General features: G+C 73.4%; 18 protein-coding genes. 3 read left to right on the forward strand and 15 right to left on the reverse strand.

Features of this window, described 5'->3' with window-relative positions; all coding sequences use genetic code 11:
- Positions 1-109: 109 nt before the first annotated feature.
- From OCU29_RS17935 to OCU29_RS17955, 5 genes are all read right to left on the reverse strand, one after another.
- Complete coding sequence (locus OCU29_RS17935; RefSeq protein WP_261820991.1) at positions 110-496, reverse strand: DUF3017 domain-containing protein; 387 nt, start codon at positions 494-496, stop codon at positions 110-112.
- Positions 497-507: 11 nt separating this feature from the next.
- A complete protein-coding gene (locus OCU29_RS17940; RefSeq protein WP_261820992.1) occupies positions 508-1353 on the reverse strand; it encodes a bifunctional methylenetetrahydrofolate dehydrogenase/methenyltetrahydrofolate cyclohydrolase in 846 nt (281 codons plus the stop codon).
- Between the two features lie 178 nt (positions 1354-1531).
- The gene (gene purH / locus OCU29_RS17945) at positions 1532-3106 is read right to left on the reverse strand and encodes a bifunctional phosphoribosylaminoimidazolecarboxamide formyltransferase/IMP cyclohydrolase (protein WP_261820993.1); all 1575 of its coding nucleotides are present in this window, start codon (positions 3104-3106) and stop codon (positions 1532-1534) included.
- A 111-nt stretch (positions 3107-3217) separates the two neighbouring features.
- Positions 3218-3835 (reverse strand): phosphoribosylglycinamide formyltransferase, encoded by a 618-nt coding sequence (gene purN, locus OCU29_RS17950; protein WP_261820994.1) that lies wholly within the window; start codon positions 3833-3835, stop codon positions 3218-3220.
- A gap of 25 nt (positions 3836-3860) precedes the next feature.
- Entirely contained in the window at positions 3861-5126 is a 1266-nt protein-coding gene (locus tag OCU29_RS17955; protein WP_261820995.1) for a DUF6350 family protein, read from the reverse strand.
- Positions 5127-5217: 91 nt separating this feature from the next.
- On the opposite strand from OCU29_RS17955, the gene OCU29_RS17960 reads away from it, so the two are divergent.
- Together OCU29_RS17960 and OCU29_RS17965 are read left to right on the forward strand one after the other, a co-directional pair.
- Positions 5218-7101: a hypothetical protein gene (locus OCU29_RS17960; RefSeq protein ID WP_261820996.1), complete on the forward strand. Its 1884-nt coding sequence runs from the start codon at positions 5218-5220 to the stop codon at positions 7099-7101.
- 98 nt (positions 7102-7199) lie between these two features.
- Positions 7200-7706 carry an RNA polymerase sigma factor gene (locus OCU29_RS17965; RefSeq protein WP_179614056.1) on the forward strand — a complete coding sequence of 169 codons (507 nt, stop codon included), beginning with the start codon at positions 7200-7202 and terminating at the stop codon, positions 7704-7706.
- A 1434-nt stretch (positions 7707-9140) separates the two neighbouring features.
- Here OCU29_RS17965 and sucD read toward each other — a convergent pair.
- A complete protein-coding gene (sucD, locus tag OCU29_RS17970) occupies positions 9141-10037 on the reverse strand; it encodes a succinate--CoA ligase subunit alpha (RefSeq protein ID WP_179614058.1) in 897 nt (298 codons plus the stop codon).
- A 23-nt stretch (positions 10038-10060) separates the two neighbouring features.
- Positions 10061-11221 carry an ADP-forming succinate--CoA ligase subunit beta gene (gene sucC / locus OCU29_RS17975; protein ID WP_179614059.1) on the reverse strand — a complete coding sequence of 387 codons (1161 nt, stop codon included), beginning with the start codon at positions 11219-11221 and terminating at the stop codon, positions 10061-10063.
- Between the two features lie 331 nt (positions 11222-11552).
- Here sucC and OCU29_RS17980 point away from each other — a divergent pair, with 331 nt between their 5' ends.
- Entirely contained in the window at positions 11553-12677 is a 1125-nt protein-coding gene (locus tag OCU29_RS17980) for a peptidoglycan DD-metalloendopeptidase family protein (RefSeq protein ID WP_261820997.1), read from the forward strand.
- 164 nt (positions 12678-12841) lie between these two features.
- Here OCU29_RS17980 and pcrA read toward each other — a convergent pair whose 3' ends face one another.
- The 8 genes from pcrA to OCU29_RS18020 all read right to left on the reverse strand — a co-directional run bounded on the left by pcrA (position 12842) and on the right by OCU29_RS18020 (position 24195).
- A complete protein-coding gene (gene pcrA, locus OCU29_RS17985; protein WP_179614061.1) occupies positions 12842-15271 on the reverse strand; it encodes a DNA helicase PcrA in 2430 nt (809 codons plus the stop codon).
- 60 nt (positions 15272-15331) lie between these two features.
- A complete protein-coding gene (betT, locus tag OCU29_RS17990) occupies positions 15332-17392 on the reverse strand; it encodes a choline BCCT transporter BetT (protein WP_261820998.1) in 2061 nt (686 codons plus the stop codon).
- A complete protein-coding gene (gene betA, locus OCU29_RS17995) occupies positions 17389-19137 on the reverse strand; it encodes a choline dehydrogenase (RefSeq protein ID WP_261820999.1) in 1749 nt (582 codons plus the stop codon). Before betA ends, betT begins: the two co-directional genes overlap by 4 nt.
- A complete protein-coding gene (locus OCU29_RS18000) occupies positions 19134-20639 on the reverse strand; it encodes an aldehyde dehydrogenase family protein (RefSeq protein WP_261821000.1) in 1506 nt (501 codons plus the stop codon). Before OCU29_RS18000 ends, betA begins: the two co-directional genes overlap by 4 nt.
- A 172-nt stretch (positions 20640-20811) precedes the next feature.
- Positions 20812-21168: a hypothetical protein gene (locus OCU29_RS18005; RefSeq protein WP_261821001.1), complete on the reverse strand. Its 357-nt coding sequence runs from the start codon at positions 21166-21168 to the stop codon at positions 20812-20814.
- 27 nt (positions 21169-21195) lie between these two features.
- The gene (locus OCU29_RS18010; RefSeq protein ID WP_261821002.1) at positions 21196-22224 is read right to left on the reverse strand and encodes an aldo/keto reductase; all 1029 of its coding nucleotides are present in this window, start codon (positions 22222-22224) and stop codon (positions 21196-21198) included.
- A 22-nt stretch (positions 22225-22246) separates the two neighbouring features.
- Complete coding sequence (locus tag OCU29_RS18015; protein ID WP_261821003.1) at positions 22247-22933, reverse strand: response regulator transcription factor; 687 nt, start codon at positions 22931-22933, stop codon at positions 22247-22249.
- Complete coding sequence (locus tag OCU29_RS18020) at positions 22930-24195, reverse strand: ATP-binding protein (RefSeq protein ID WP_261821004.1); 1266 nt, start codon at positions 24193-24195, stop codon at positions 22930-22932. Before OCU29_RS18020 ends, OCU29_RS18015 begins: the two co-directional genes overlap by 4 nt.
- Positions 24196-24274: the final 79 nt, after the last annotated feature.

Raw genomic sequence — 24274 nt, forward strand, 5'->3', positions numbered from 1 at the left:
AGCAGGCATCGGTGGAGTAGGCATGGGTCGTACCCCCAGGTCAGAGGGTGTTGCGACATTCCCCTGACCTCACCGACTGCTCGGTGGTGCGGAAGTGACTGCTCGGCCGTCAGAGACCGGGCTGGTTGGGGATGGTGCGGGCCAGGAAGAGCAGGAGGCCGCCGACCCCGCCGAGGAGGGCGACGTCGACGAGGCGGTGGCGCACCGCGAGCATGCCGGCGTCGCGGGCGGGCAGCACGAGCCGGGCGGCCGCGGCGGCCATCAGCGCCCCGGCCAGGACGCTGACACCCAGGCGCCAGTCGTCGCGCCCGGCCAGCACGATGCCGACCGCGCCGGCGGCGAGCACCCCGAGGTAGATCAGCCCGCCGAGGGTCGAGGGGTAGCGGCGCCCCTCCTCCTCGGCGATCTCCTCGGCGATCTCCTCCACCGAGGTCGGCTGCTCCGCCGCGTCGTACGACGGCTCCTCGGGGTCGGCGCCGCCGGCGGGGTCGCTCACCAGGGCCACACTCAGGACGCAGCCTTCTCGGCCATGCCCACGATGTTGGACAGCAGCATCGCGCGGGTCATCGGGCCGACGCCGCCGGGGTTGGGCGAGACCCAGCCGGCCACGCCCCAGACGTCGGCGGCGACGTCGCCGGCGATCTTGCCGTCGACGCGCGAGACACCCACGTCGAGCACGGCCGCGCCGGGCTTGACCATGTCGGCGGTGATGATGCCCGGCACGCCCGCGGCGGCCACCACGATGTCGGCCTCCCGCACGTGCTTGGCCAGGTCGCGGGTGCCGGTGTGGCACAGGGTGACCGTGGCGTTCTCGGAGCGGCGGGTCAGCAGCAGGCCCAGCGGGCGGCCGACGGTCAGGCCACGCCCGACCACGACCACCTCGGCGCCGGCGACCTCGATGCCGTGGCGGCGCACCAGCTCGATGCAGCCCACCGGGGTGCACGGCAGCGAGCCCTCGACGTTGAGCGCCAGGCGCCCCAGGCTGACCGGGTGCAGGCCGTCGACGTCCTTGTCGGGGTCGACGCGCGAGAGCAGGGCGTACTCGTCGAGGCCGGTCGGCTGCTGCACCAGGAACCCGGTGCACGACGGGTCGGCGTTGAGCCGGTCGATCTCCGCCTCGACCTCGGCCTGGGTGGCGCTGGCCGGCAGGTCGACGCGGATCGACTCGATGCCGATCTCGGCGCAGTCCTTGTGCTTGGCGCCGACGTACCAGTGCGAGCCCGGGTCGTCGCCGACCAGCACGGTGCCCAGCCCGGGCACCACGCCGCGCTCCTTGAGCGCCGCCACCCGCTCGGTGAGCTCGGCCTTGATGGCCTTGAGGGTCGCGGTGCCGTCCAGCTTCTGTGCAGTCATCGTGCTCATCCTGTCATCTGCGTGCGTCGGGGCGCCGAGCCGGCGCTGGTTCCTGTACGTCGACGTGGTGGCGGTCGGCGGGCACGTCACCGGGTCTCGACACGCGCGTCGCGGCCTCGTTCCTCGGCCGCGGCGCTCGCTCGACCTTTCCACCTACGGCCCGGAGCAAGCTCCGTGCCTAGTGAAAAAAGTGCCTGGTGCCGGTGAAGTACATCGTCACGCCGGCGGCCTTGCAGGCCTCGATGGTCAGCTCGTCGCGCACCGACCCGCCGGGCTGGACGATGGCGGTGACGCCGGCGTCGATGAGGATCTGCGGGCCGTCCTCGAAGGGGAAGAAGGCGTCGGAGGCCGCGACCGAGCCGGCGGCCCGGTCGTCGGCGCGGGTGACCGCGAGGCGGCAGGAGTCGACCCGGTTGACCTGGCCCATGCCGATGCCGACGGCGGCGCCGTCCTTGGCCAGCAGGATCGCGTTGGACTTCGCGGCCCGGCAGGCCTTCCAGGCGAAGCCCAGGTCGGCGAGCACCTCGTCGGGGGCGGCCTCGCCGGTGACCAGGGTCCACGACGACGGGTCGTCGCCGCCGGTCTCGAGGGCGGCGTCGACGGCGTCGCGCTGCTGGACGAGCAGGCCGCCGGAGACCGGGCGGGTCTCGACCCCGCCGCGCTCGAGCGGCTCGCAGACCAGGATGCGGATGTTCTTCTTGCGCGCCAGCACCTCGACGGCGCCGTCCTCGTAGGCCGGGGCGACGATGACCTCGGTGAACACCTCGGCCACCTGCTCGGCCATCGCGACCGAGACCGGGCGGTTGGCGGCGATCACGCCGCCGAAGGCCGAGACCGGGTCGCAGGCGTGCGCGCGGCGATGCGCCTCGGCGATGTCGCCGCCGACGGCGATGCCGCAGGGGTTGGCGTGCTTGATCACGGCCACGGCGGGCTCGTCGAAGTCGTAGGCCGCACGGCGCGCGGCGTCGGTGTCGACGTAGTTGTTGTACGACATCTCCTTGCCGTGCAGCTGCTCGGCGCCGGCCAGGCCCGCGGGCCCGTGACCGGTGCGGTAGATCGCCGCCGACTGGTGCGGGTTCTCGCCGTAGCGCAGCACGTCCTGGCGCTCCCAGGTCGCGCCCATCCACGCGGGGAAGCCGGCGCCGTCGCTGGTGTCGGTGAGCACGTTGCCCATCCACGAGGCGACCGCGACGTCGTACGACGCGGTGTGCACGAAGGCCTCCGCGGCCAGGCGCTTGCGCTCCTCGAGCGTGAAGCCGCCGGCGGCGACCGCGCCTAACACGTCGGCGTAGCGGCCGGGGCTGGTGACGATCGCGACCGAGGGGTGGTTCTTGGCCGCGGCGCGCACCATCGAGGGGCCGCCGATGTCGATCTGCTCGACGCACTCGTCGGGCGTCGCGCCCGACTCGACGGTCTGGGTGAAGGGGTAGAGGTTGGAGACGACGAGGTCGAAGGGCTCGACCTCGAGGTCGGCGAGCTGCTGCACGTGGCTCTCGAGGCGGCGGTCGGCCAGGATGCCGGCGTGCACGCGCGGGTGCAGCGTCTTGACCCGCCCGTCGAGGCACTCGGGGAAGCCGGTGAGGTCCTCGACCTTGGTGACCGGCAGGCCCAGGCCCTCGATCAGCTTGGCGGAGCCACCGGTGGAGACCAGCGTGACGCCGGCGTCGTGCAGCCCGCGGACGAGCTCCTCGAGGCCGGACTTGTCGTAGACGGAGACCAGGGCACGCCTGATCGGGACTCGGTTCTCGCTCACGGACACTCCTGCGGGCTGCGTAGACGACGGAAGGAGGGCACCCAGGCGGACGATGCCCCGACAAGTCACTCCCCGGTGGTCACCCACCTGCGCCAGTCGTGTGGCCGCAGCCTAGCGGGCCGCTCGGCCCAGGCGCACTCGGCGGCCCTCGACGCTGAACCCGTCGCGGGCCATCACCCCGACGGCCTCGACCAGCATGGCGCGCTCGGCGGTCTTGATGCGCTCGTGCAGCGAGTCGACGTCGTCGTCGTCCTCGACGGGCACCGCCACCTGGGCCACGATCTGGCCGGTGTCGACGCCCTCGTCGACCACGAAGAGCGTGCAGCCGGTCACCTTCACGCCGTACGCGAGCGCGTCGGCGGGGCCGCTCATGCCGGGGAACGACGGCGAGAGCGCGGGGTGGGTGTTGACGGTGCGGCCGCCGAAGCGGCCCAGGAAGGTCGGCCCCACGAGCTTCATGAACCCGGCCAGCACGACCAGGTCGGGCCGGTGCGCGGCGACGGCCTCGCTCAGCGCGGCGTCCCAGGCGGCGCGGTCGTCGTGGTCGCCGACCCGCTCGACGAAGGTCGGCACGCCCGAGCGCGCGGCCCGGGCCAGGCCCTCGATGCCGTCGCGGTCGGCGCCGACCGCGACCACCTCGGCGCCGTACGCCGGGTCGGTGCAGGCGTCGAGGAGCGCCTGCAGGTTGGTGCCGGAGCCGGAGACGAGGACGACGAGACGCGCTGGCACGGCGCCGACTCTAACCGGGTCGCTGCTAGGCGGTGTCGGCGTCTCGCAGCGCGCGGCGCTGCCAGGCGGTCACGAGCAGGCCCCCGACCAGGCCGCCGAGACCGAAGGAGGCGATCGAGTGCACCATCACCTCACCGGCCAGGGGCGCGACGTCACGCATCCGCCCCGGGCCGACCGCTCCCCCGGCGAGGGTGGCCAGCACGGTGAAGCCGAGCCCGGCCAGCGCACCGCCGACGCAACCGCGCAGCGCCCCCTCGCTCAGGCGCAGCGTGGGGGTGCGCCGCAGGGCGCGCGCCACCACGACGGCGGCCAGCACGGGCGGCAGCGCCACCAGCGCGGTGGTCCACCCCGGCGGGGTGCCGTTGTCGGGCAGCGCCGCGAGCAGCGGGAACATCGGCAGCGGCCCGAGCACCACCGCGGACGGCGCGACCAGGGTGCCGGTCCCGACGGTGAAGCCGGGGCCCAGCAGGTAGGAGCCGGCGAAGCCGACGGCGTTGGGCGCGAGCAGCAGGCTGACGGCGCTCACCACGACCACGTCGCCGGCACCGGTGTGCAGCTGCGACATCACGTTGGCGGCGGTGCCGACGTCGACGAGGAAGGCGGCGAGCAGCACGAGCGCCGAGAGCAGCAGCCAGGTGACCAGCAGCCGCCGGGCGATGCCGGCCGCAGCGACCAGCGTCGGGGGCAGGTACGACGACCAGATCGCGGCCCGCCCGGAGCCCACGGCCAGCGCGGGGAGGCCGACCAGCAGGCAGAGCCCCAGCGACCAGGCCACGACCCCGCCCGCGGAGGGCGCGGTCGCGGCGGTGGCGCCCAGCGCGTGGGTCAGGACGCCGACCACCACGTAGCCCAGCGCGAGGTAGGCACCGGCGACCGGCACGGTCCAGTCGCGCTCGCCGTCGCTGATGGCGTCGGCGTCGGGGCCGTGGTGGGAGACCGCCTCGCCGACCCGGCGCCCCAGGCGCCACAGCGCCCAGGCGGCGACGAGGGTAATCCCCAGCGGCACCGCGGTGACGGCCACCCCGTCGACCTGCACGCCCGAGCCGTGGCCCATCAGCCAGGCCAGGGCACCCACGCGCAGCCCGTCGCTCGGGGTGCCGTGGGCGCCCGCGTCGGTGAGGAACCAGCCGCTCACCCCCAGCGCCAGGCACACCAGCAGCGGGCCCAGCGCGGCGCCGGCCCCACCGGCCACCGAGACCAGCGCGAGCGGCCAGCGACGGGGTGCGGCCGCGCGGGCGGACCCGCGGGGGGCGGTGCGGGAGGCGGACGAACCGGGCAGCAGCGAAGTCATGACCGCTCCATCCTCGCGCGCGCCGCACGCCCCCGGGCGCCGCCACGCCGACTCGCAGCAGCCTGTGGCGACCCCGTATCGTCGAGTCGCCATGAAGGATCCCGAGGACTTCGACGCGTTCTACAAGGACGCCCGCGAGCGACTGCTGCTGCAGGCGTACGCGCTGACCGGGGACCTCCCGGCCGCCCGCTCCTCGGTGCGCGACGGCTTCGTGCTGGCCTGGCACCACTGGCGCAAGGTCTCGCGGACCCCCTCGGCCGAGGCCTGGGTGCGCCCGCACGTGTGGCAGCACGCGCACCGTCGCCACACCGCCCGCGTCTGGCACCGCGAGAAGGGCCTCGACCCCGAGGTGCAGGCCACCCTCGAGGCGCTCGGCCACCTGAGCACCACCCAGCGCCGGGTGCTGCTCCTGGCCCACCTGGCCAGCACGAGCATGCCCGAGCTGGCGCGCGAGGTCGGCATGACCGACGAGGCCGCCGCCCGCGAGCTCCAGCACGCCACCGCCCAGTTCTCCCTGCACCGCCAGGCCCCCAGCACCCAGACCTCGCTGCTGCTGCGCCGCCTGGCGACGGTGACCGACGAGGTGCGCTGGCCGCGCGCGAGCATCGTGCGCCGCGCCGGCACCGCGCGACGCCGTACCCACACCCTGGTCGGGGCGGTCGCCGCGGTCGCCGCGGTCGGCATCTCCGGGACCCTGCTCACCGAGCCCGCCGGGCTGCGCCCGACCCTCGACCGCGCCGCGGTCTCCACCCCGTCGGCGCCGCCGTCGCCGACCGCACCCAGCGAGGGGGCGCTGGCGCCCGCGCCCGACGCCGAGCCGCTGCCCGAGTCGGCGATGGTGCCCGCCTCCGCGATCGCCGAGCAGGTGCCGGGCCAGGGCTGGAAGGTCGTGGACACCACCGACAACACCGCCGGCGACGGGCTGCTGATGCCCTGCCGGGCCAGCCGGTACGCCGACCCGCAGGTCGTCGACGCGCTGGTGCGCGAGTTCAGCGTCGCCACCGCCCCCGACAACGGCCCCAAGGCCGAGGCCAAGCGGGTCGCCTGGCAGGCCACCGAGGTCTCGCGCAGCCGCAAGGCCGCCAAGGCCGGGTTCCGCACCGTCGAGGGCTGGTACGCCGGCTGCACCGAGGGCCGCACCCAGCTGCTGAGCACCCGCACCGTGCAGGGCGTGGGCGACGAGGCGGCCCAGATGGTGCTGCGCGACTGGGCCGACCCGGTGCACACCTACGTGCTGGGCGTGGCCCGCACGGGCCGCTACGTCACCACGACGCTGACCTCCGTGCTGGGCAACGGCGTCGAGAACGCCCCCGGCAACGCCGAGCTGCTCGGCTCGGCCGTGGACGCCCTGTGCGAGCTCGCCCCCGGCGGCAGCTGCACCGGCAAGGTCCGGCTCACGCCCCGCGACGCCGAGCCCGTCGGCGACGCCCCGCGCCTGCTCGTGGAGACCGACCTGCCGCCGGTCAGCACCGTCGACCGGCCCTGGGTGGCCACCCGCGCGACCCAGGTGCGCGGCGCCAACCCGGCCGCGACCCGCTGCGACCAGACCTCCTTCACCGGCAAGGTCGGCGGCAGGGCGGTGCGCGAGGCCGCGACCCGCACCTACCTGGTGCCGGGGGCCAAGCTGCCGGTCGAGTTCGGCCTCAGCGAGACCATCGGCACCCTGCCGGCCCGCCAGGCCGGCACCTTCGTCGACGCCGTGCGCCGCAAGGTGGCCAGCTGCGAGGACCGCGAGCTCGGCTCGGAGGTCGTCTCGACGCTCTCGCGCAGCAACGGCGACACCGAGCTGCACGCCTGGCGGGTGAGCATCGAGGTCTCCGACGACACGGTGGTGCGCTACGACATGGCCGTGGGTCGCGTCGGCGGCCGCCTGATGCAGGTCTCCTTCGTGCCGACGCCGCAGGTGCAGATGGCCGACGGCGCGTTCGCCGCCCTCGCCGAGCGGGCCCTGGAGCGGCTCCGCTCGGCCCCCTGATACCCGACCTGCGCGATTCCTCCTCCTCTGGTGCAACCGAGGAGCACCCTGGGGCGTACTCCTGTGTGCAAGCACCATGAGGAGATGAGGACGGGTCGATGGACGAACGCGAGTTCGACGACTTCTACGCCGTCTCGTACCCCCGCGTCGTGGCCCAGCTCTACGCCATGATCGGGAACCGGGACGAGGCCGAGGAGTGCGTGCAGGAGGCGTTCGTGCGCGCCTGGTCGCACCGGCGCAGGCTCGACCGCGCCGAGCACCCGGAGGCGTGGGTGCGCACCACCGCGCACCGCCTGGCGGTCAGCCGCTGGCGGCGCACCCGGCTGGCGAAGCGACCCACCGACCGGGCCGTCGGCCCCCGCACCAGCACGCCCCCGCCGAGCGAGGCGCACGTCGCGCTGGTGCGCGCGCTGGAGCGGCTGCCGGAGGCGCAGCGCCACACGTTGGTGCTGCACCACATCGCCGACCTGCCGGTGCACGAGGTGGCCCGCGAGCTCGGGGTGCCCGAGGGCACCGTCAAGGCACGGCTCTCGCGCGGACGCGCCGCCCTGGCGGCGCTGCTCACCGACGACGACGGACTCCAGGAGGGAGCCAGCCATGCCTGAGAACGACGACCTGTTCGCCACCTTCACCCACCAGGGGCTGCCCGTGGAACCGTTGCCCGCCGCCGAGGTCCGCCGTCGCGGCGACCGGATGCGCCGTCGGCGCACGGCGCTCGTGGCCGTGGGCAGCGTCGCGGCCGTCGGCGTGCTGGTGGCCACCCCGCTGGCCCTCGTCGCCGGCGGCGCCGACTCGACCCGGCCGCTCGACCCGGCCGGCCCCGGACCGGCCTCGGCCTCCTCGACCACCTCGACCGCGGACGTGGACTGGCTGACCGCGGTGCCCGAGGACCTGCCGCTGCTCGACGGCCTCCCCGAGGGCGCCGAGCGCTACCCCGACTACACCCAGGAGATCGTGGGCCCCTGCGGCGGCCCGGGCTTCACCGCCGACGGCGCCCTCGACACCGAGGACGCCATCTGGACCGACGGCGTCGAGGCCTCCGAGCAGCGCGCCGTCGCGGTGTACGCCGACGACGCCGCGGCCACCGCCGCCGTCGACGACCTGCGCGCCCAGCTGGCCGCCTGCGAGCAGCCCGCGCCCCGCGGCGACTCGATCTGGGCCGTGGAGCAGGCCTCCGACCTGGGCGAGCAGTCCTACGTCTTCGTCAACAGCTGGTACGCCGACGGCGAGCAGACCGGCGACGCGCACGTGCACCAGCTGGTGCGGGTCGGCAACGCGGTGCTCTACGACAACGCCAACTTCGGCGGCGCCGGGGACCCCGCGGTGGTCGACCTGACCGTCGAGCAGGTGCGCGAGGACTCGGCGTACGTCGTGTCGTCGATGTGCGTCTTCGCCGCCGACCCCTGCGCCGAGCCGCCGGCGAGGCCGGAGCCGGTGGAGCCGGCCTCGGTCGGGGCGGAGATCCCCGACGGCTTCGCGCTCGACGCGGGGCTGGTCGTCGACGGCGACAGCGAGGCCATCGGGCCGGCCGCCGACGGCGACGGCGTCGACCTCTCCGCGATGTGCTCGACGCTGCGCGACACCTGGCCCGCCGAGCCCGTCGACCGGCTCGCCTACGCCCTCGCGGGCCCGGAGTCGCTGCGGGTGCGCGAGCTGGCGACGTACGAGTCGGTGGAGCGGGCCGCCGCGGTGCTCGCGGGGGTCGCCGACGCGGCCTCGGCCTGCTCCTCGGTCGGCGGCACCCGCGGCGAGCCGGTCGTCTGGTCGCTGCTCTCCCCCGCCGACGCGCCGGACGACTCGGTGACGTTCGCGATGACGATGAGCGACGGCGGCATCGGCGGGGCCGTCTACCAGCTGACCCGGGTCGGCAACGCCGTGCTGGCCACCAGCTGGGGCGGGGAGTGGTCGACCACGACCGTCGAGCCCGGGGCCGACGACCTGACGGCCGAGAGCGGGCCCGCCCTGGAGGTCCTCCGGCACCTGGTGCCGGAGGACCTCCCCTGTCGGTCGTGCTGGGTGCTGCTGGGTCCTGCTGGGGCTCAGAGGCCCTTGAGGATCTCGCGCATCAGCTCGGCGGTCTCGGACGGCGTCTTGCCGACCTTCACGCCGGCCGCCTCGAGGGCGTCCTTCTTGCCCTGCGCGGTGCCCGCACCGGAGGAGACGATGGCGCCGGCGTGGCCCATGGTCTTGCCCTCGGGGGCGGTGAAGCCGGCCACGTAGCCGACGACCGGCTTGGTGACGTGCTCCTTGATGTAGGCCGCGGCCCGCTCCTCGGCGTCGCCACCGATCTCGCCGATCATCACGATCGCCTTGGTCTCGGGGTCCGCCTCGAACGCCTCGAGGGCGTCGATGTGGGTGGTGCCGATGACCGGGTCGCCGCCGATGCCGATGGCGGTCGAGAAGCCGAAGTCACGCAGCTCGAACATCATCTGGTAGGTCAGCGTGCCCGACTTGGAGACCAGGCCGACCGGGCCCTTGCCGGCGATGGTGGCCGGGGTGATGCCGGCCAGCGCCTCGCCGGGGGTGATGATGCCGGGGCAGTTGGGCCCGATCATCCGGGTCTTCTTGCCGTCGAGGTAGGCGAAGACCTCCGCGGTGTCCTGCACCGGGACGCCCTCGGTGATGACCACGAGCAGGCCGATGCCCGCGTCGATGGCCTCGATGCAGGCGTCCTTGGTGAAGGCCGGCGGCACGAACGCCACGGAGACGTCGGCGCCGGTCTCGGCCATCGCCTCGGCGACGCTGGCGAAGACGGGCAGCTCGACGTCGTTGCCGTCGGCGTCCTGGTGGGTCACGGTCGTGCCGGCCTTGCGGGCGTTGACGCCGCCCACGACCTGCGTGCCGGACTTCATCATCAGGCGGGTGTGCTTGGTGCCCTCACCGCCGGTGATGCCCTGGACGATGACCTTCGAGTCCTTGTTGAGGTAGATCGACATAGTTCTTGTGTTCCTCGTCCTTCTCAGGCGTTCGCCAGCTCGGCGGCCTTGTCGGCCGCACCGTCCATCGTCTCGACCAGCGTCACCAGGGGGTGGTTCTTCTCCTCCAGGATGCGGCGGCCCTCCTCGACGTTGTTGCCGTCGAGGCGCACGACGAGCGGCTTGGTGGCCTCGTCGCCCAGGATGTCCAGGGCGCCCACGATGCCGTCGGCGACCGCGTCGCAGGAGGTGATGCCACCGAAGACGTTGACGAAGACGCTCTTGACCTGCGGGTCGTTGAGGATCACGTCGAGGCCGTTGGCCATCACCGTCGCCGACGCGCCGCCGCCGATGTCGAGGAAGTTGGCGGGCTTGACGCCGCCGTGCTTCTCACCGGCGTAGGCGACCACGTCGAGGGTCGACATGACCAGGCCCGCGCCGTTGCCGATGATGCCGACCTCGCCGTCGAGCTTGACGTAGTTGAGGCCCATCTCCTTGGCCTTGGCCTCGAGCGGGTCCGCGGCCTCCTTGTCCTCGAACTCGGCGTGGTCCTCGTGACGGAACTCGGCGTTCTCGTCGAGGGAGACCTTGCCGTCGAGGGCCTCGAGCTTGTCACCGGCCAGGCGGGCCAGCGGGTTGACCTCGACGAGGGTGGCGTCCTCCTCGACGAAGGTCTTCCACAGGCCGAGCACGGTCTGCACGGCCTGGTCGGTGAGGACCTCGGGGAAGCCGGCCTCGGCGACGATCTCGCGGGCCTTCTGCTCGTCGACGCCGGTGCCCGGGTCGATCGCGATCTGCTTGACGGCGTCGGGGTTGGTCTTGGCGACCTCCTCGATCTCCACGCCGCCCTCGACCGAGGCGATGCACAGGTAGCTGCGGTTCGCGCGGTCGAGCAGGAACGAGAAGTAGTACTCCTCCTCGATGCTCGCGGCCGGCGCGATGAGCACCCGGTGGACCGTGAGGTCCTTGATCGTCATCCCGAGGATGTTGGAGGCGTGCTCGAAGGCCTCGTCGGGCGTCTTGGCCAGCTTCACGCCGCCGGCCTTGCCGCGCCCGCCCGCCTTGACCTGCGCCTTGACGACGACGACGCCGAGCTTCTCAGCGGCCGCCTTCGCCTCCTCGGGGGTCTGGGCGACGATGCCCTCGGTCACCGGGACGTCGTGCTTGGCGAAGAGCTTCTTCGCCTGGAACTCCATCAGGTCCACTGATCCACCAGTTCTCTAGTCATCGATTGCACTCACCGGTGCAGTCGGACACCTGCACCCTGGTTGTCTCCGCGGCACACTAGACCCGTTGGCCCGTCGGGCACGAGGTCCGCCCCCGCCGACGTGACGGAGGTCATGGTCGGAGGTGGTCCAGACCGGAGAGCCGCGCCCCGCCGCGGGCGTGACCTCCCCGCGTCCACCTGGTTGTCCCCAACGTGACGGTTCCGGTTTCGGTCGCCGATACGGATCCGTTACAGTTCCTGACCGTTGCGCCCGATCACCCCTTCGGGCGATCATCCCCCCGATGCCGACAGACGGAGAGCCTTCCCGCATGGGTCACAACCGAGCAGAGCGCCCCGACTCCGGTCGCGGCCAGGCCGGGACCCTGCTGAGCGCGGAGCCCACCCCGGGGCCCACCCCGCAGCCCTACGTCGGCCGCCGCCGTGCCGCGGTCACCGAGCCCGTCGAGCAGCTCGAGAACGTCGAGGCCGCCCCCGCGACGCCGTACGTCGGTCGTCGCCGCGCCGCCGCCCCGGCCCCCGAGATCGACACCAGCACCATCGAGCGGGTCCTGGCCGACCTCGAGCCCGTCGACCAGACCACCTCCTTCGCCTCCGAGCAGACGATGTCGCTGCCGCTCGCGTCGCTGCGCACCTCCGACATCCCCTCCCCCGCGCCGGCCGGCAAGCGCCGCGCCGAGCGCACCTCGCGCCCCTCGGTGCTGCGCCGGCTGCCCTCCGGTCCCGTGCTCCTGGGCGTGGCCGCGCTGGCGGTCTCGATCGGCGGCGTGCTGAGCACCACCGGCACCGCCGACACCGAGCTCGCCTCCGCCGCGCCCGCCAAGGTCGGCCAGGCCGGCGCGCTGAGCGGCTCGATGGGCCAGGACAGCGTGCTCCTGGGCCGCGAGGGCGTCGTGAGCCGCGACTCCTCCCGCGACGCGCTCGAGGACGCCTCCGGCGGCAAGCTCGCCGCCAAGGTCGAGCAGCAGGCCGAGCAGCGCAACGCCGAGCTCTCCAACCTCGCCGCCGCCGCCGAGAAGCACGCCAAGGTCCTCGAGAAGAACCTGTGGCAGCTGCCGGTCGCCGGCTACCGCCTGACCGCCGAGTTCGGCGACTACGGGCTGTGGGCCAGCTACCACACCGGTCTCGACTTCGCGGCCCCCGCCGGCACCCCGATCCAGGCCGTCGCCAACGGCACCATCACCTCGGCCGGCTACGACGGCTCGTACGGCAACAAGACCGTCCTCACGCTCGAGGACGGCACCGAGATCTGGTACGCCCACCAGACCTCCATCAACGTCTCCGTCGGCGAGAGCGTCACCGCCGGCGAGACCATCGGCACCGTGGGCTCGACCGGCAACAGCACCGGCGCCCACCTCCACCTCGAGGTCCGCCCCGGTGGCGGCGACCCGGTGGACCCCTACGCGGCGCTCGTGGCCCGCGGCATCACGCCGTAGGTCGAGCAGCGAGGCCACGCCGTTGGTCGAGCAGCGAGGGCCGAAGGCTCGAGCGTCGTCGAGACCCCGCAAGCGAGCGGCGTACGGCGAGCGCGTCTCGGCAGCGGTCCGACAGTGACCGGTCGATGGTTCAGAAGTGACCGCTCGGCCCGCCCCCGGGCCGGCTACAGCTTCTCGACGGGGGCGTAGCGCAGCAGGAGGCGCTTGACGCCCTCGGAGCCGAAGTCGATGGAGGCGACCGACTTGTCGCCGGCGCCCTCGACGGAGACGACCGTGCCCATGCCGAAGGAGTCGTGCAGGACCCGGTCGCCGGGGTCGAGGGAGGGGATCTCCTTGGCCGGCTTCTTGGCCTTGGACGCCGCGTCGGCGCGGGCGGCGGCGGAGGAGAAGTTGCGTCGCCCCGCAGCGGTGGGCGCGCCGGTGCTGCCGCGCTGGCCGCCGCCCCACGACCCGCTCACGTCGGGGCGCGACCAGCTGGTCTGGGCGGCCTCGGTGCGCTCCCAGTCGATGAGGTCGACCGGCAGCTCGTCGATGAAGCGGGAGGGCGGGTTGTGCGAGGGGGCGCCCCAGGCGGAGCGCACCAGCGCCCGGGAGAGGTGCAGCCGCTCGCGGGCGCGGGTGATGCCGACGTAGGCCAGGCGCCGCTCCTCCTCGAGCTCCTTCTGGTCGCCGAGGGCTCGTGAGTGCGGGAAGACGCCGTCCTCGAGGCCGGTGAGGAAGACGACCGGGAACTCCAGGCCCTTGGCGGTGTGCAGCGTCATCAGGGTGACCACGCCGGTGTTGTCGGGGTCGTCGTCGGGGATCTGGTCGGCGTCGGCGACCAGGGCGACCCGCTCGAGGAAGTCGCCGAGGCCGACGGCCACCACGCCCTCCTCGATGTCGGCGGGGTCGACCGACGGGCCGGGCTGGGGGTCCTCGGCGAACTCGCGGGCCACGGCGACGAGCTCGGCGAGGTTCTCGAGCCGGGTGGCGTCCTGCGGGTCGTCGGAGTCCTCGAGCGCGGTCAGGTAGCCCGAGCGCGCGAGCACCGACTCGAGGATGACGTCGGGGCGCTCCCCGCCGTCGACCATCGACTGCAGCTCCTCGACCATGTCGACGAAGCCGCGGATCTGGGTCAGCGAGCGGGTCGCCAGGCCCGGGGCCTGCTCGGCCCGGCGCAGCGCCTCCCAGAAGGTCAGCTGCTCGCGCTCGGCCAGCGCGTTGACGCAGGCCACCGCCCGGTCGCCGATGCCGCGCTTGGGGGTGTTGAGGATGCGGCGCAGCGAGACCTGGTCGGCCGGGTTGGCCAGCATCCGCAGGTAGGCCAGCGCGTCGCGCACCTCGCGGCGCTCGTAGAAGCGCACCCCGCCCACGACCTTGTAGGGCTGGCCGGTGCGCATGAACACCTCCTCCAGCACCCGTGACTGGGCGTTGGTGCGGTAGAAGACCGCCACGTCGCCGGCGCGCACGCCGGCGTCGGCGAGCTTGTCGATGCGCTCGGAGACGAAGCGGGCCTCGTCGTGCTCGTCGTCGGCGACGTAGCCCACGATCCGCTCGCCCTCCCCCGCGTCCGACCACAGCCGCTTGGGCTTGCGCCCGCGGTTGTTGCCGATGACGGCGTTCGCGGCGGTGAGGATGGTCTGGGTGGAGCGGTAGTTCTGCTCCAGCAGCACCGAGCCCGCGTCGGGGAAGTCCTGCTCGAAGTCGAGGATGTTGCGGATGTTGGCGCCGCGGAAGGCGTAGATCGACTGGTCGGCGTCCCCCACGACCATCAGCTCGGCCGGCGCCACCCGCTCCGCGCCCGTCTCCTCCGGCTGCTCGGCGCACAGCTGGTGGATCAGCGCGTACTGGGCGTGGTTGGTGTCCTGGTACTCGTCGACCAGCACGTGGCGGAAGCGGCGCCGGTAGGTCTCGCGCACGTCGGGGAACTGCTGGAACAGCTGCACCGTCGCCATGATCAGGTCGTCGAAGTCGAGGGCGTTGGCCTCGCGCAGCCGGCGCTGGTAGAGCGCGTAGACCGAGGCGTAGGTCTCCTCGAGCTTGTTGCGGGTCTCGGCGGCGACCTGGTCGGGGTCGCGCAGCTCGTTCTTCTGGTCGGAGACCCAGTTGAGCAGCGCCCCGGGCTGGTAGCGCTTGGGGTCGAGGTCGAGGTCGTTGCACACCAGCGACATCAGCCGCTTCTGGTCGGCGGCGTCGTAGATGGAGAAGTTCGACTTCCAGCCGAGCTTGTCGGCCTCCTTGCGCAGGATGCGCACGCACGCGGAGTGGAAGGTCGAGACCCACATGATGCGGGCGCGCCGGCCCACGAGGTCCTCGACGCGCTCCTTCATCTCGGCCGCGGCCTTGTTGGTGAAGGTGATCGCCAGCACCGAGCCGGGGTGCGCGCCGCGCTCGGAGATCAGCCAGGCGATGCGCCGGGTCAGCACCCGGGTCTTGCCCGAGCCGGCGCCGGCCACCACCAGCAGCGGGGCGCCCTCGTGGACGACGGCGGCGCGCTGGGGGTCGTTGAGCCCCTCCAGCAGCTCCTCGCGCGAGGGGCCGCGGCGTGGGGTGCGCGGCTCGTCGGCGGCGGGTCGGAGGTGCTCGAATCCGGGCAGGGTGGTGGGTTCGCTCATGCTGGGGCCAGCCTACGTGCGAGCGCCCCCACCCCCTGCCCGGCGGTCCTCGGTGCGACCTCAGAGACCGGCGCCGTCGGCGCGGCGCAGGAACTCCAGGTGCCGCTCGTACTGGTCGAGCACGTCGTCGATGAGCTGGGTGTGGGTGTAGCCCATGACGTCGTAGTCCTGGCCGCCGTCGCGCAGGTGCACCTCGAGGCGGCAGTAGCGCTCGTTGCCGCGCGGCGCCCAACCGCCGTACGCCGGGATCGGCACCGTGCGCCGCTGCACCTTGTAGTGGAAGGCCAGCGCGGCGCCGACGTCGGCGAGCAGCTCGATGGCCGGCTCGCCGCGCTCGTCGACGACCGAGACCACCTCGGCGCCCACGCCCTGCTCGCGCAGCTCGCCGGCGACCTCCTCGAGGGCCGGGACGACCACGGCGGCCTCGAACTCCTCGACCCGCTCGGCCGAGGGGAAGGTCATCACCCGTCGCACCCGCGACTGCCACGGCACGTGGCGACGCGGGTCGGGGGCCGTGGTGCGGCTCGAGAGCGCACCGGGCAGGGCCGAGCGGCGGCTGTCGACCATGTGGCCCTCGATGGCCAGCGCCCGGTAGAGCCCCCACATCACCACGATCATCACGAACGCGAAGGGCAGGCCGACGATCACGGTGGCGTACTGCAGCGCGTAGATGCTGCCGGCCGCCAGGATCGCCAGGGTCAGGGCACCGGTCACCACGGCCCAGAAGACCCGCAGGCCGGCGCCGGCGTCGTCGTTGACGGTGCGCAGCCGCGAGGTCAGGTTGCCCATCACCAGGGCGCCGGAGTCGGCGGAGGTGACGTAGAACAGCAGCCCGACCACGATGGCCAGGGTGGCGACCACCGGGAAGGCGGGGTACTCCTGCAGCAGCGCCCACAGCCCCTCGGACGGGTCGACCGCCTCGGCCGCGGCCTCGGCGAAGTCGGTGTTGCCGCTGCGGATCTCGCCGATGGCGGCGTTGCCGAAGATCGCGACCCACATCAGGATGTAGCTGAACGGGATGATCATGGTGCCGGCCACGAACTGCTTGATGGTGCGCCCGCGCGAGATGCGGGCCAGGAAGAGCCCGACGAAGGCGGCCCAGGCGATCCACCAGGCCCAGAAGAAGAGCGTCCAGAAGCTCATCCAGTCGCCGGTGTCCTCGTAGGCGAAGGTCTGCATCGTCATGTCGGGGAAGAGCCGCGCGTAGTCGCCGACGTTGAGCACCAGCGCGTTGAGCAGGTACGCCGTGCGGCCGGTGACCAGCACGTAGACCGCGAGCAGGATCGCCAGCAGCACGTTGAGCTGGGAGATGCGCTTGATGCCCTTCTCGATGCCGCTGACGGCCGAGAAGGTGGCGATCGCGACCGCGAGCACGATCAGCGCGGTCTGCGTCGCCAGGCCCTGCGGCACCCCGAAGACCACGTTGAGGCCGACGTTGAGGCTGACCACGCCGATTCCCAGCGAGGTGGCGACGCCGAAGATGGTGCCGATCACCGCCGCGGTGTCCACGGCGTGCCCGATCGGACCGTCGACGCGCTTGCCGACCAGCGGGAAGAGCGCCGAGCGCACCGCCAGCGGCAGGTTCATCCGGTAGGCGAAGTAGGCCAGTGCCATGCCCATCAGCGCGTACATGCCCCACCCGGAGATCCCGTAGTGGAACAGCGTCCACACGGTCGCTTCGCGCGCGGCGGTCACGGTCTCGCCCTGGATCGAGGGTGGGGCGAGGTACTGGGTGACGGGCTCGTAGACGGCGAAGAACATCAGGTCGGTGCCGATGCCGGCCGCGAACAGCATCGCCGCCCAGGCCCCGGTCGAGAACTCGGGCTTGGAGTGCTCGGGGCCCAGGCGCACCGAGCCGTAGCGGGAGAAGCCGAGGTAGATCACGAAGATCAGCACCGCGGTGGTCAGGGCGATGTAGAACCAGCCGAACCAGGTCGAGACCCAGCCGACGACGCCCTCCAAGGTGCTGAACGCGTGGTCGGGCGCCACGACGCACCACACCGTGACCGCCAGCGAGATCAGGGCCGACGGCACGAAGACCGGCAGGTTGATGCGGGCCGACGGCTCCCCGGAGGGGTCGGGGTCGAGCCGCCCGGGGGTCCCGGTGGTGTCGGTGCTCATGACTGGCCTCCCATGGTCCCGGCGGGCTGGTTGCTGCCCCGCACCGTGCCGGGCGCGGCGTCGTTGCGCGGATCCCCCTCGGGGTAGAGCGGCATCCCCGCGCCGTGCTTGTAGTACGGCACGTCGAGCGGGGCGAGGGGCTCGTTGCCGGCGATGAGGTCGGCGGCCTTCTCGGCCAACATCATCACCGGGGCGTAGATGTTGCCGTTGGTGACGAACGGCATCACCGAGGCGTCGACGACGCGCAGGCCCTCGACCCCGTGGACACGCATCGTGGCCGGGTCGACGACCGCCATGTCGTCGGTGCCCATCTTGGCGGTGCACGAGGGGTGCAGGGCGGTCTCGGCGTCCTCGGCGACCCAGTCCAGGATCTCCTGGTCGGTGCTGACCCCCGGCCCGGGCGAGATCTCGCCGGCCGAGAACGCCGCGAACGCCGGCTGCTCGAGGATGTGGCGCGCCGCGCGCACCATCTCGATCCACTCCTGGCGGTCGCGCTCGGTGGAGAGGTAGTTGAACTGCAGCGCCGGGTGCTGCATCGGGTCGCGGCTCTTGATGCGCAGCGAGCCGCGCACGTCGGAGTACATCGGCCCGATGTGCACCTGGTAGCCGTGCTCGGCGGCCGGCTGCGAGCCGTCGTACCGGATCGCGATCGGCAGGAAGTGGAACATCAGGTTGGGGTAGGCGACCTCGTCGTTGCTGCGGATGAACCCGCCGGCCTCGAAGTGGTTGGAGGCCCCGACGCCGCGCCGACCGAAGAGCCACTCGGCGCCGATGCGCGGCTTGTGGCGGTGCTTGAGCCACGGCGCGATCGAGACCGGCTGCTTGGCGGCGTGCTGGATGTAGACCTCGAGGTGGTCCTGCATGTTCTCGCCCACGCCGGGCAGGTCGGCGAGCACGTCGATGCCCAGGCTGCGCAGGTGGTCGGCCGGGCCGATGCCCGTCAGCTGCAGCAGCTGCGGGGAGTTGATGGCTCCGCCGCAGAGGATGACCTCGCCGGCCTCGACGCTGCGCTTGAGGCGCCCGCCGCGCACGTAGTCGACACCGGTCACGCGCGTGCCCTGCGTGCGCAGCCCGGTGACCATCGCCAGGGTCTGCACGTCGAGGTTCTTGCGGTTCATCACCGGGTGCAGGTAGGCCTGGCTGGCGCTGAGCCGGCGACCGCGGTGGACGTTGCGGTCGAACTTGGCGAAGCCCTCCTGGCGGTAGCCGTTGACGTCGTCGGTGAGCGGGTGGCCGGCCTGCTGCACGGCCTCGAAGAACGCGCCGAAGAGCGGCGAGCTGGCCGGGCCGCGCTCGAGGACCAGCGGTCCGGAGCCCCCGCGCCAGGCGTCGGCGCCCGCGGTGCAGGTCTCCATCCGCTTGAAGTAGGGCAGGCAGTGGGCGTAGTCCCACTGCTCCATCCCGGCCTCGGCGGCCCAGCGCTCGTAGTCGGCGGGGTTGCCGCGCTGGAAGATCATCCCGTTGATCGACGACGACCCGCCCAGCACCTTGCCGCGCGCGTGGTAGACCCTGCGCCCGCCCATGTGCGGCTCGGGCTCCGACTCGTACTTCCAGTCGTAGAGCCGGTTGCCGATCGGGTACGGCAGCGCCGCGGGCATGTGGATGAACGGGTCGAGCTTGGTGTCGTTGCGCCCGGCCTCGAGCACCAGCACGCTGGTGGACGGGTCGGCCGAGAGGCGGTTGGCCAGGGCCGAGCCCGCCGAGCCGCCGCCGACGATGACGTAGTCGTACCGCTTGCTGCTCACGCCTGGTCCTCTCGGTCGTCGCGGAACCAGCCCGCGCGCGCGGGCCGGGTGTTGTGCCAGATGTGCTTGGTCTCGCGGTACTCCTCCAGCCCGGCGAGCCCGAGCTCGCGGCCGGTGCCGCTCTGCTTGTAGCCGCCCCACTCGGCCTGGGCGACGTACGGGTGGTAGTCGTTGATCCAGATCGTCCCGTGGCGCAGGCGGCTCGCGACCCGCTGCGCCCGGCCCGCGTCGCTGGTCCACACCGCGCCGGCCAGGCCGTAGACGGTGTCGTTGGCGATCGAGACCGCCGCCTCCTCGCGGGCGTCGGCGTCCTCGCCGGTGAAGCGCTCGACGGTCAGCACCGGGCCGAAGCTCTCCTCCTGCACGCACGACATGTCGGCGGAGCAGTCGTCGAGGATGGTGGGCAGGTAGTAGAAGCCCTGCTCGTACGCCGCCCCCTCGGGGCGGGCGCCGCCGACGCGCAGCGTGGCACCCTCGGCGAGGCCGGCCGCGACGTAGGCCTCGACCTTGTCGCGGTGGGCGGCGCTGATGAGCGGGCCGGTCTCGGCGTCGTCGTCGAAGGGGCCGCCGAGGCGGATCAGCCCGGCGCGGCGCACCAGCTCATCGACGACCTGGTCGTGGACGGTGTCCTCGACGACCAGGCGGGCACCGGCCGAGCAGACCTGGCCGGAGTCCAGGAAGATCGCGGTGAGCGCGTTGTCGATCGCGGCGTCGAGGTCGGCGTCGGCGAAGACCACGTTGGGGTTCTTGCCGCCGAGCTCGAGGGCGACCTTCTTGACCGTCGGCGCGGCCGCGGCCATGATCCGGCGGCCGGTGACGACCCCGCCGGTGAAGGAGACCAGGTCGACCTCGGGGGCCTCGGTCAGGGTCGGTCCGACCCGGTCGCCCGCGCCGAGCACCAGGTTGGCGACGCCGTCGGGCAGCCCGACGTCGGTGAGGGCCCGCATCAGCCAGATCGCCGTCGAGGGGGTCAGCTCGCTGGGCTTGAGCACGAACGTGTTGCCCGCGGCCAGGCAGGGCGCGACCTTCCAGGAGGTCTGCAGCAGCGGGTAGTTCCAGGGCGTGATGAGCGAGCAGACACCGATCGGCTCGTGCACGACCCGGCTGACCACGTCGGGCATGCCGGTGTCGACGACCCGGCCGGCCTCGGCCTGGGCCAGCGAGGCGAAGTGGCGGAAGACCGAGACGATGTCGTCGACGTCGATCTGCGACTCGACGAAGCGCTTGCCGGTGTCGAGCGACTCCAGCCGCGCGACCTCGTCCTTGTCGGCCTCGAGCCGGTCGGCCAGCCGGTGCAGCAGCGCGGCCCGTTCGGGCGCGGGGGTCTGCGGCCAGGGGCCGTTGTCGAAGGCGCTGCGCGCGGCGACGACCGCCGCGACCGCGTCCTTCTCGCCGCCCTCCGAGACGGTCGCGACGTGGCGGCCGTCGGCGGGGCAGTGGATGTCTCGGGTGGCGCCGTCAGCGGCGTCGCACCAGGTTCCGTCGATGAACAGGTCGGGCACGGCACTCCTCGGGGGTTCGGCGTCTCCAGGGGACCTCAGAGTCGAACCGGTGCCACCCGTGGCACGTCGAGCCGCCGACGCCGGGAGCGGTGGCGCCCCACGGGGTGTTCCCGAGGTCTTCGAACCTGCCGGACCCTACGGCCGCGGACCTCACCCCTAGGGGCGTAGCCGCCTACACGTGCGCGGAGGACCAGAAGATCGCGACGGCCACGTTGAGCACGCTCAGCCCCAGCACCGCGGCCCACAGCCCGCGCGAGATCTGCTCCTTGCGCACGTTGGCCATCACCAGGCCCAGCACGGCCAGCCCGACGAGCAGCTTGACGGCGACCTTGGCGTGGTCGACGTCGGCGTCGCCGGCCTCGAGCACCCCGACGAGGGCCAGGCCGGCGACGAAGGCGGTGCCGGCCCCGTCGCGCATGGCCGCGTTGACCTTGTGGGGGCCGGGGCCGGCCTGGGCGAGGGTGCCGCCGATGAGGGCCGCGAAGCCCAGGACGTGCACGAACAGCAGGATCAGGCGAAGGGTGTCCACGGCCGCGATCCTAGGTCGCGCGCGGGCTCAGCCGTCGCCCAGGGCGCGGGAGCGCTGCTGCTGCCCCAGCTCGCCGTAGGGGTAGTCGGCGGCGTGCAGGTCGCTGGCCTCGTCGAGGGCGGCGGTGGCCTCCGGGTCCAGGACCACGTCGATCGAGGCCAGGTTGGCGCGCAGCTGCTCGGTGGTGCGGGCCCCGAGGATCGTCGAGCTGACGCCGGGGCGCTCGCGCAGCCAGGCCAGGGCCACCTGCGAGGGCGAGGCCCCCGCCTGGTCGGCCACGCGGCGTACGGCCTCGACGATGCGCCAGGTGCGCTCGGTGCCGCGCCGCTCCCAGGCCTCCATGCCGCGCCCCGGGTCCTCGCCCAGGCGGGTCGCACCGGTGGGCCGCTCGTCGCGGGTGTACTTGCCGCTCAGCCAGCCGCCCGCGAGCGGGCCCCAGGGCAGCATCCCCATCCCGGCGTCGAGGACCGCGGGCACGATCTCCCACTCGACCTCGCGCGCGACCAGGTTGTACTGCGGCTGCAGGGTCACCGGCGGGGCCAGGCCGAGGGCCCGGGCGGTGTGCACGGCCTTGGTCAGCTGCCAGCCGGTGAAGTTGGAGAGCCCGTAGTGGTGGATGCGCCCCGAGCGCACGAAGCCGTCGAGGGTGCGCAGCGTCTCCTCGAGAGGGGTCACCGGGTCCCAGGCGTGCACCTGGTAGAGGTCGACGGACTCGACCCCGAGCCGGCCCAGGGAGGCGTCGAGGGCCCGGGTCAGGTGGCGCGTCGAGGAGCCGCCGCCCTGCGGGTCGTCGGACATCGGGAAGCGGGCCTTGGTGGCGAGCACGACCCGGTCGGTCACCTCGCGCGGACGGTCGGCGAGCCAGCGGCCGATGATTTCCTCCGAGACGCCGTGGGTGTAGACGTCGGCGGTGTCGACGAGGGTGCCGCCGGCCTCGACGAAGACGTCGAGCTGCTCGTGGGAGCCGGCCTCGTCGGTCTCGGCTCCGAAGGTCATGGTGCCGAGGCAGAGGCGGGAGACGGCGCAGCCGCTGTGTCCGAGGGTCGTGTAGCGCATGGGCCGATCCTCCCCCACCCCGTCACAGCAGTCGACGGTCGGTGGCCCACCGGGTGAGCTCGTGGCGCGAGGAGAGCTGCAGCTTGCGCAGCACGCTCGACATGTGGGTCTCCACGGTCTTGACCGAGATGAACAGCTCGCCGGCGACCTCGCGGTAGGCGTAGCCGCGCGCGATCAGGCGCATCACCTCCCGCTCCCGCTCGGTGAGCCGGTCGAGGTCCTCGTCGACCTCGGCGACCGCGAAGGTGCCCGCGAAGGCGTCGAGCACGAACCCCGCCAGCCGGGGCGAGAAGACCGCGTCGCCGTCGGCCACGCGGCGTACGGCGTCGACGAGCTCGGCGCCGGTGATGGTCTTGGTGACGTAGCCACGGGCGCCGCCGCGGATGGTGCCGATGACGTCCTCGGCGGCGTCGCTGACCGAGAGCGCGAGGTAGCGGGTGCTCCCGGTGCGGTCGCGGCGCATCACCTCGACCCCGCCGCCGCCGGGCAGGTGCACGTCGAGGAGCACCACGTCGGGGGTGTGCTCGGCGACCGCGCGCACCGCCTCCTCGACGTCGGCGGCGTCGGCGACGACCTCGACGACGCCCTCCCCCACCGCCCCGAGCTCGGCACGCACCCCGGTGCGGAACATGGCGTGGTCGTCGACCACGACGACGCGGACGGGCCTGACGGGCCTGGTCGGCCGGGTGGGCCTGCTGGGGGTGGTCACTGGTCCTCCTGGGGTGGGCGGGGCAGGCGCAGGCGCACCTCGGTGCCGGCGCCGAGCGCGGTGCGCACCTCGGCGGTGCCGCCGTGGCGCTGCAGGCGGTCGAGGATGCTGCGGCGCACGCCGTAGCGGTCGGCGGGCACCGCCTCGAGGTCGAAGCCGCGGCCGCGGTCGCGCACGAAGACCTCCACGGCCCGCTCGTCGATCTCGGCGTAGACGTCGACGCGGGGCACCCCCGCGTGCCGGGCCGCGTTGACCAGGGCCTCGCCGGCGGCGGCGACCACGGGGCGCAGGGTCTCGTCGAGGGGCGCGTCGCCGACCGCGACGACGTCGACGGCGACACCGTGGGTGTCCTCGACCGCGGCCGCGGCGGCGCGCAGGGCGCTGGCGACCGTGCTGTCGTCGACGGCCTCCTCGCTGTAGAGCCAGGCCCGCAGGTCGCGCTCCTGGGCCCGGGCCAGCCGCGCGACCGTCGCCCCGTCGTCGGCCGAGCGCTGGATCAGCGCGAGCGTCTGGAGCACCGAGTCGTGCAGGTGGGCGGCGACGTCGGCGCGCTCCTGGCTGCGCACCCGCTCCTCGCGCTCGGCGGTCAGGTCGGAGGCCAGCCGGTAGACCCACGGCCCCACGACCACCGCGATGCCGGCGACGCCGATCAGGGTGGCGAGCACCAGGTCGCGGGCCGCGGCCGCCCCGCCGCCGCGCAGCAGGACCAGCCCGAGCGCGGCGACCACCAGCAGGGTGCCCGCCCCCACGCGGGCGTACGACGCCCACCCGCCGGAGCCGAAGACCACGCGCACCGGGTCGATGCGCCCGGTGCTGTCGAGCCACCGCTCGCGCTGGGCCTCGTCGGCCTGGCGCCACAGCAGCGCGACCCCGGCGAGACCGAAGGCGACGGGCCAGAAGACCACGCCCTGCCCGAGCACCGCCTCGGCCGCCAGCAGCAGCCCCAGCGCGATCGCCCCGAGCGCCACCACCTGGCCCACGTCGCCCAGCCTGCGGGTGCGCCGCGGCCGACGACCGTCGCGGGTGGCCCCCTCGAGCCCCGGCGCGCTGTGCTCGAAGGCCGCGTCGGTCGGCAGCACCAGCCACAGGCCGGCATACAGCACGATGCCCAGCCCGCCGGCCGCCGCGGTGAGCACGAACCCGAGACGGACCCACAGCGGCGGCAGCCCCAGGTGGCGCGCCAGGCCCGCCGCGACGCCGCCGAGCACGAGGTCGTGGGTGTCGCGGTAGGCCCGGCGGGGCTGGAGCTCGGCACTGGTCATCAGGGCTCCATCGTCGCACCGCGCCCCGGCCGGGACCATGAGGGACGACCCCGGGATCCTGACCCCGAGGACCAGGGTG

It is taken from the genome of Nocardioides sp. OK12, assembly GCF_024341885.1.
GTDB lineage: Bacteria > Actinomycetota > Actinomycetes > Propionibacteriales > Nocardioidaceae > Nocardioides > Nocardioides marinisabuli.

What these genes read in the sequence shown, in the direction of transcription:
- OCU29_RS17940 (WP_261820992.1), bottom strand. Translation starts at nt 1,353, where the DNA reads ATGACTGCACAGAAGCTGGACGGCACCGCGACCCTCAAGGCCATCAAG.
- betT (WP_261820998.1), bottom strand. Translation starts at nt 17,392, where the DNA reads ATGAGCACCGACACCACCGGGACCCCCGGGCGGCTCGACCCCGACCCC.
- OCU29_RS18020 (WP_261821004.1), bottom strand. Translation starts at nt 24,195, where the DNA reads ATGACCAGTGCCGAGCTCCAGCCCCGCCGGGCCTACCGCGACACCCAC.
- OCU29_RS17980 (WP_261820997.1), top strand. Translation starts at nt 11,553, where the DNA reads ATGGGTCACAACCGAGCAGAGCGCCCCGACTCCGGTCGCGGCCAGGCC.
- OCU29_RS17960 (WP_261820996.1), top strand. Translation starts at nt 5,218, where the DNA reads ATGAAGGATCCCGAGGACTTCGACGCGTTCTACAAGGACGCCCGCGAG.
- OCU29_RS17955 (WP_261820995.1), bottom strand. Translation starts at nt 5,126, where the DNA reads ATGACTTCGCTGCTGCCCGGTTCGTCCGCCTCCCGCACCGCCCCCCGC.
- OCU29_RS17965 (WP_179614056.1), top strand. Translation starts at nt 7,200, where the DNA reads ATGGACGAACGCGAGTTCGACGACTTCTACGCCGTCTCGTACCCCCGC.
- pcrA (WP_179614061.1), bottom strand. Translation starts at nt 15,271, where the DNA reads ATGAGCGAACCCACCACCCTGCCCGGATTCGAGCACCTCCGACCCGCC.
- OCU29_RS18010 (WP_261821002.1), bottom strand. Translation starts at nt 22,224, where the DNA reads ATGCGCTACACGACCCTCGGACACAGCGGCTGCGCCGTCTCCCGCCTC.
- sucD (WP_179614058.1), bottom strand. Translation starts at nt 10,037, where the DNA reads ATGTCGATCTACCTCAACAAGGACTCGAAGGTCATCGTCCAGGGCATC.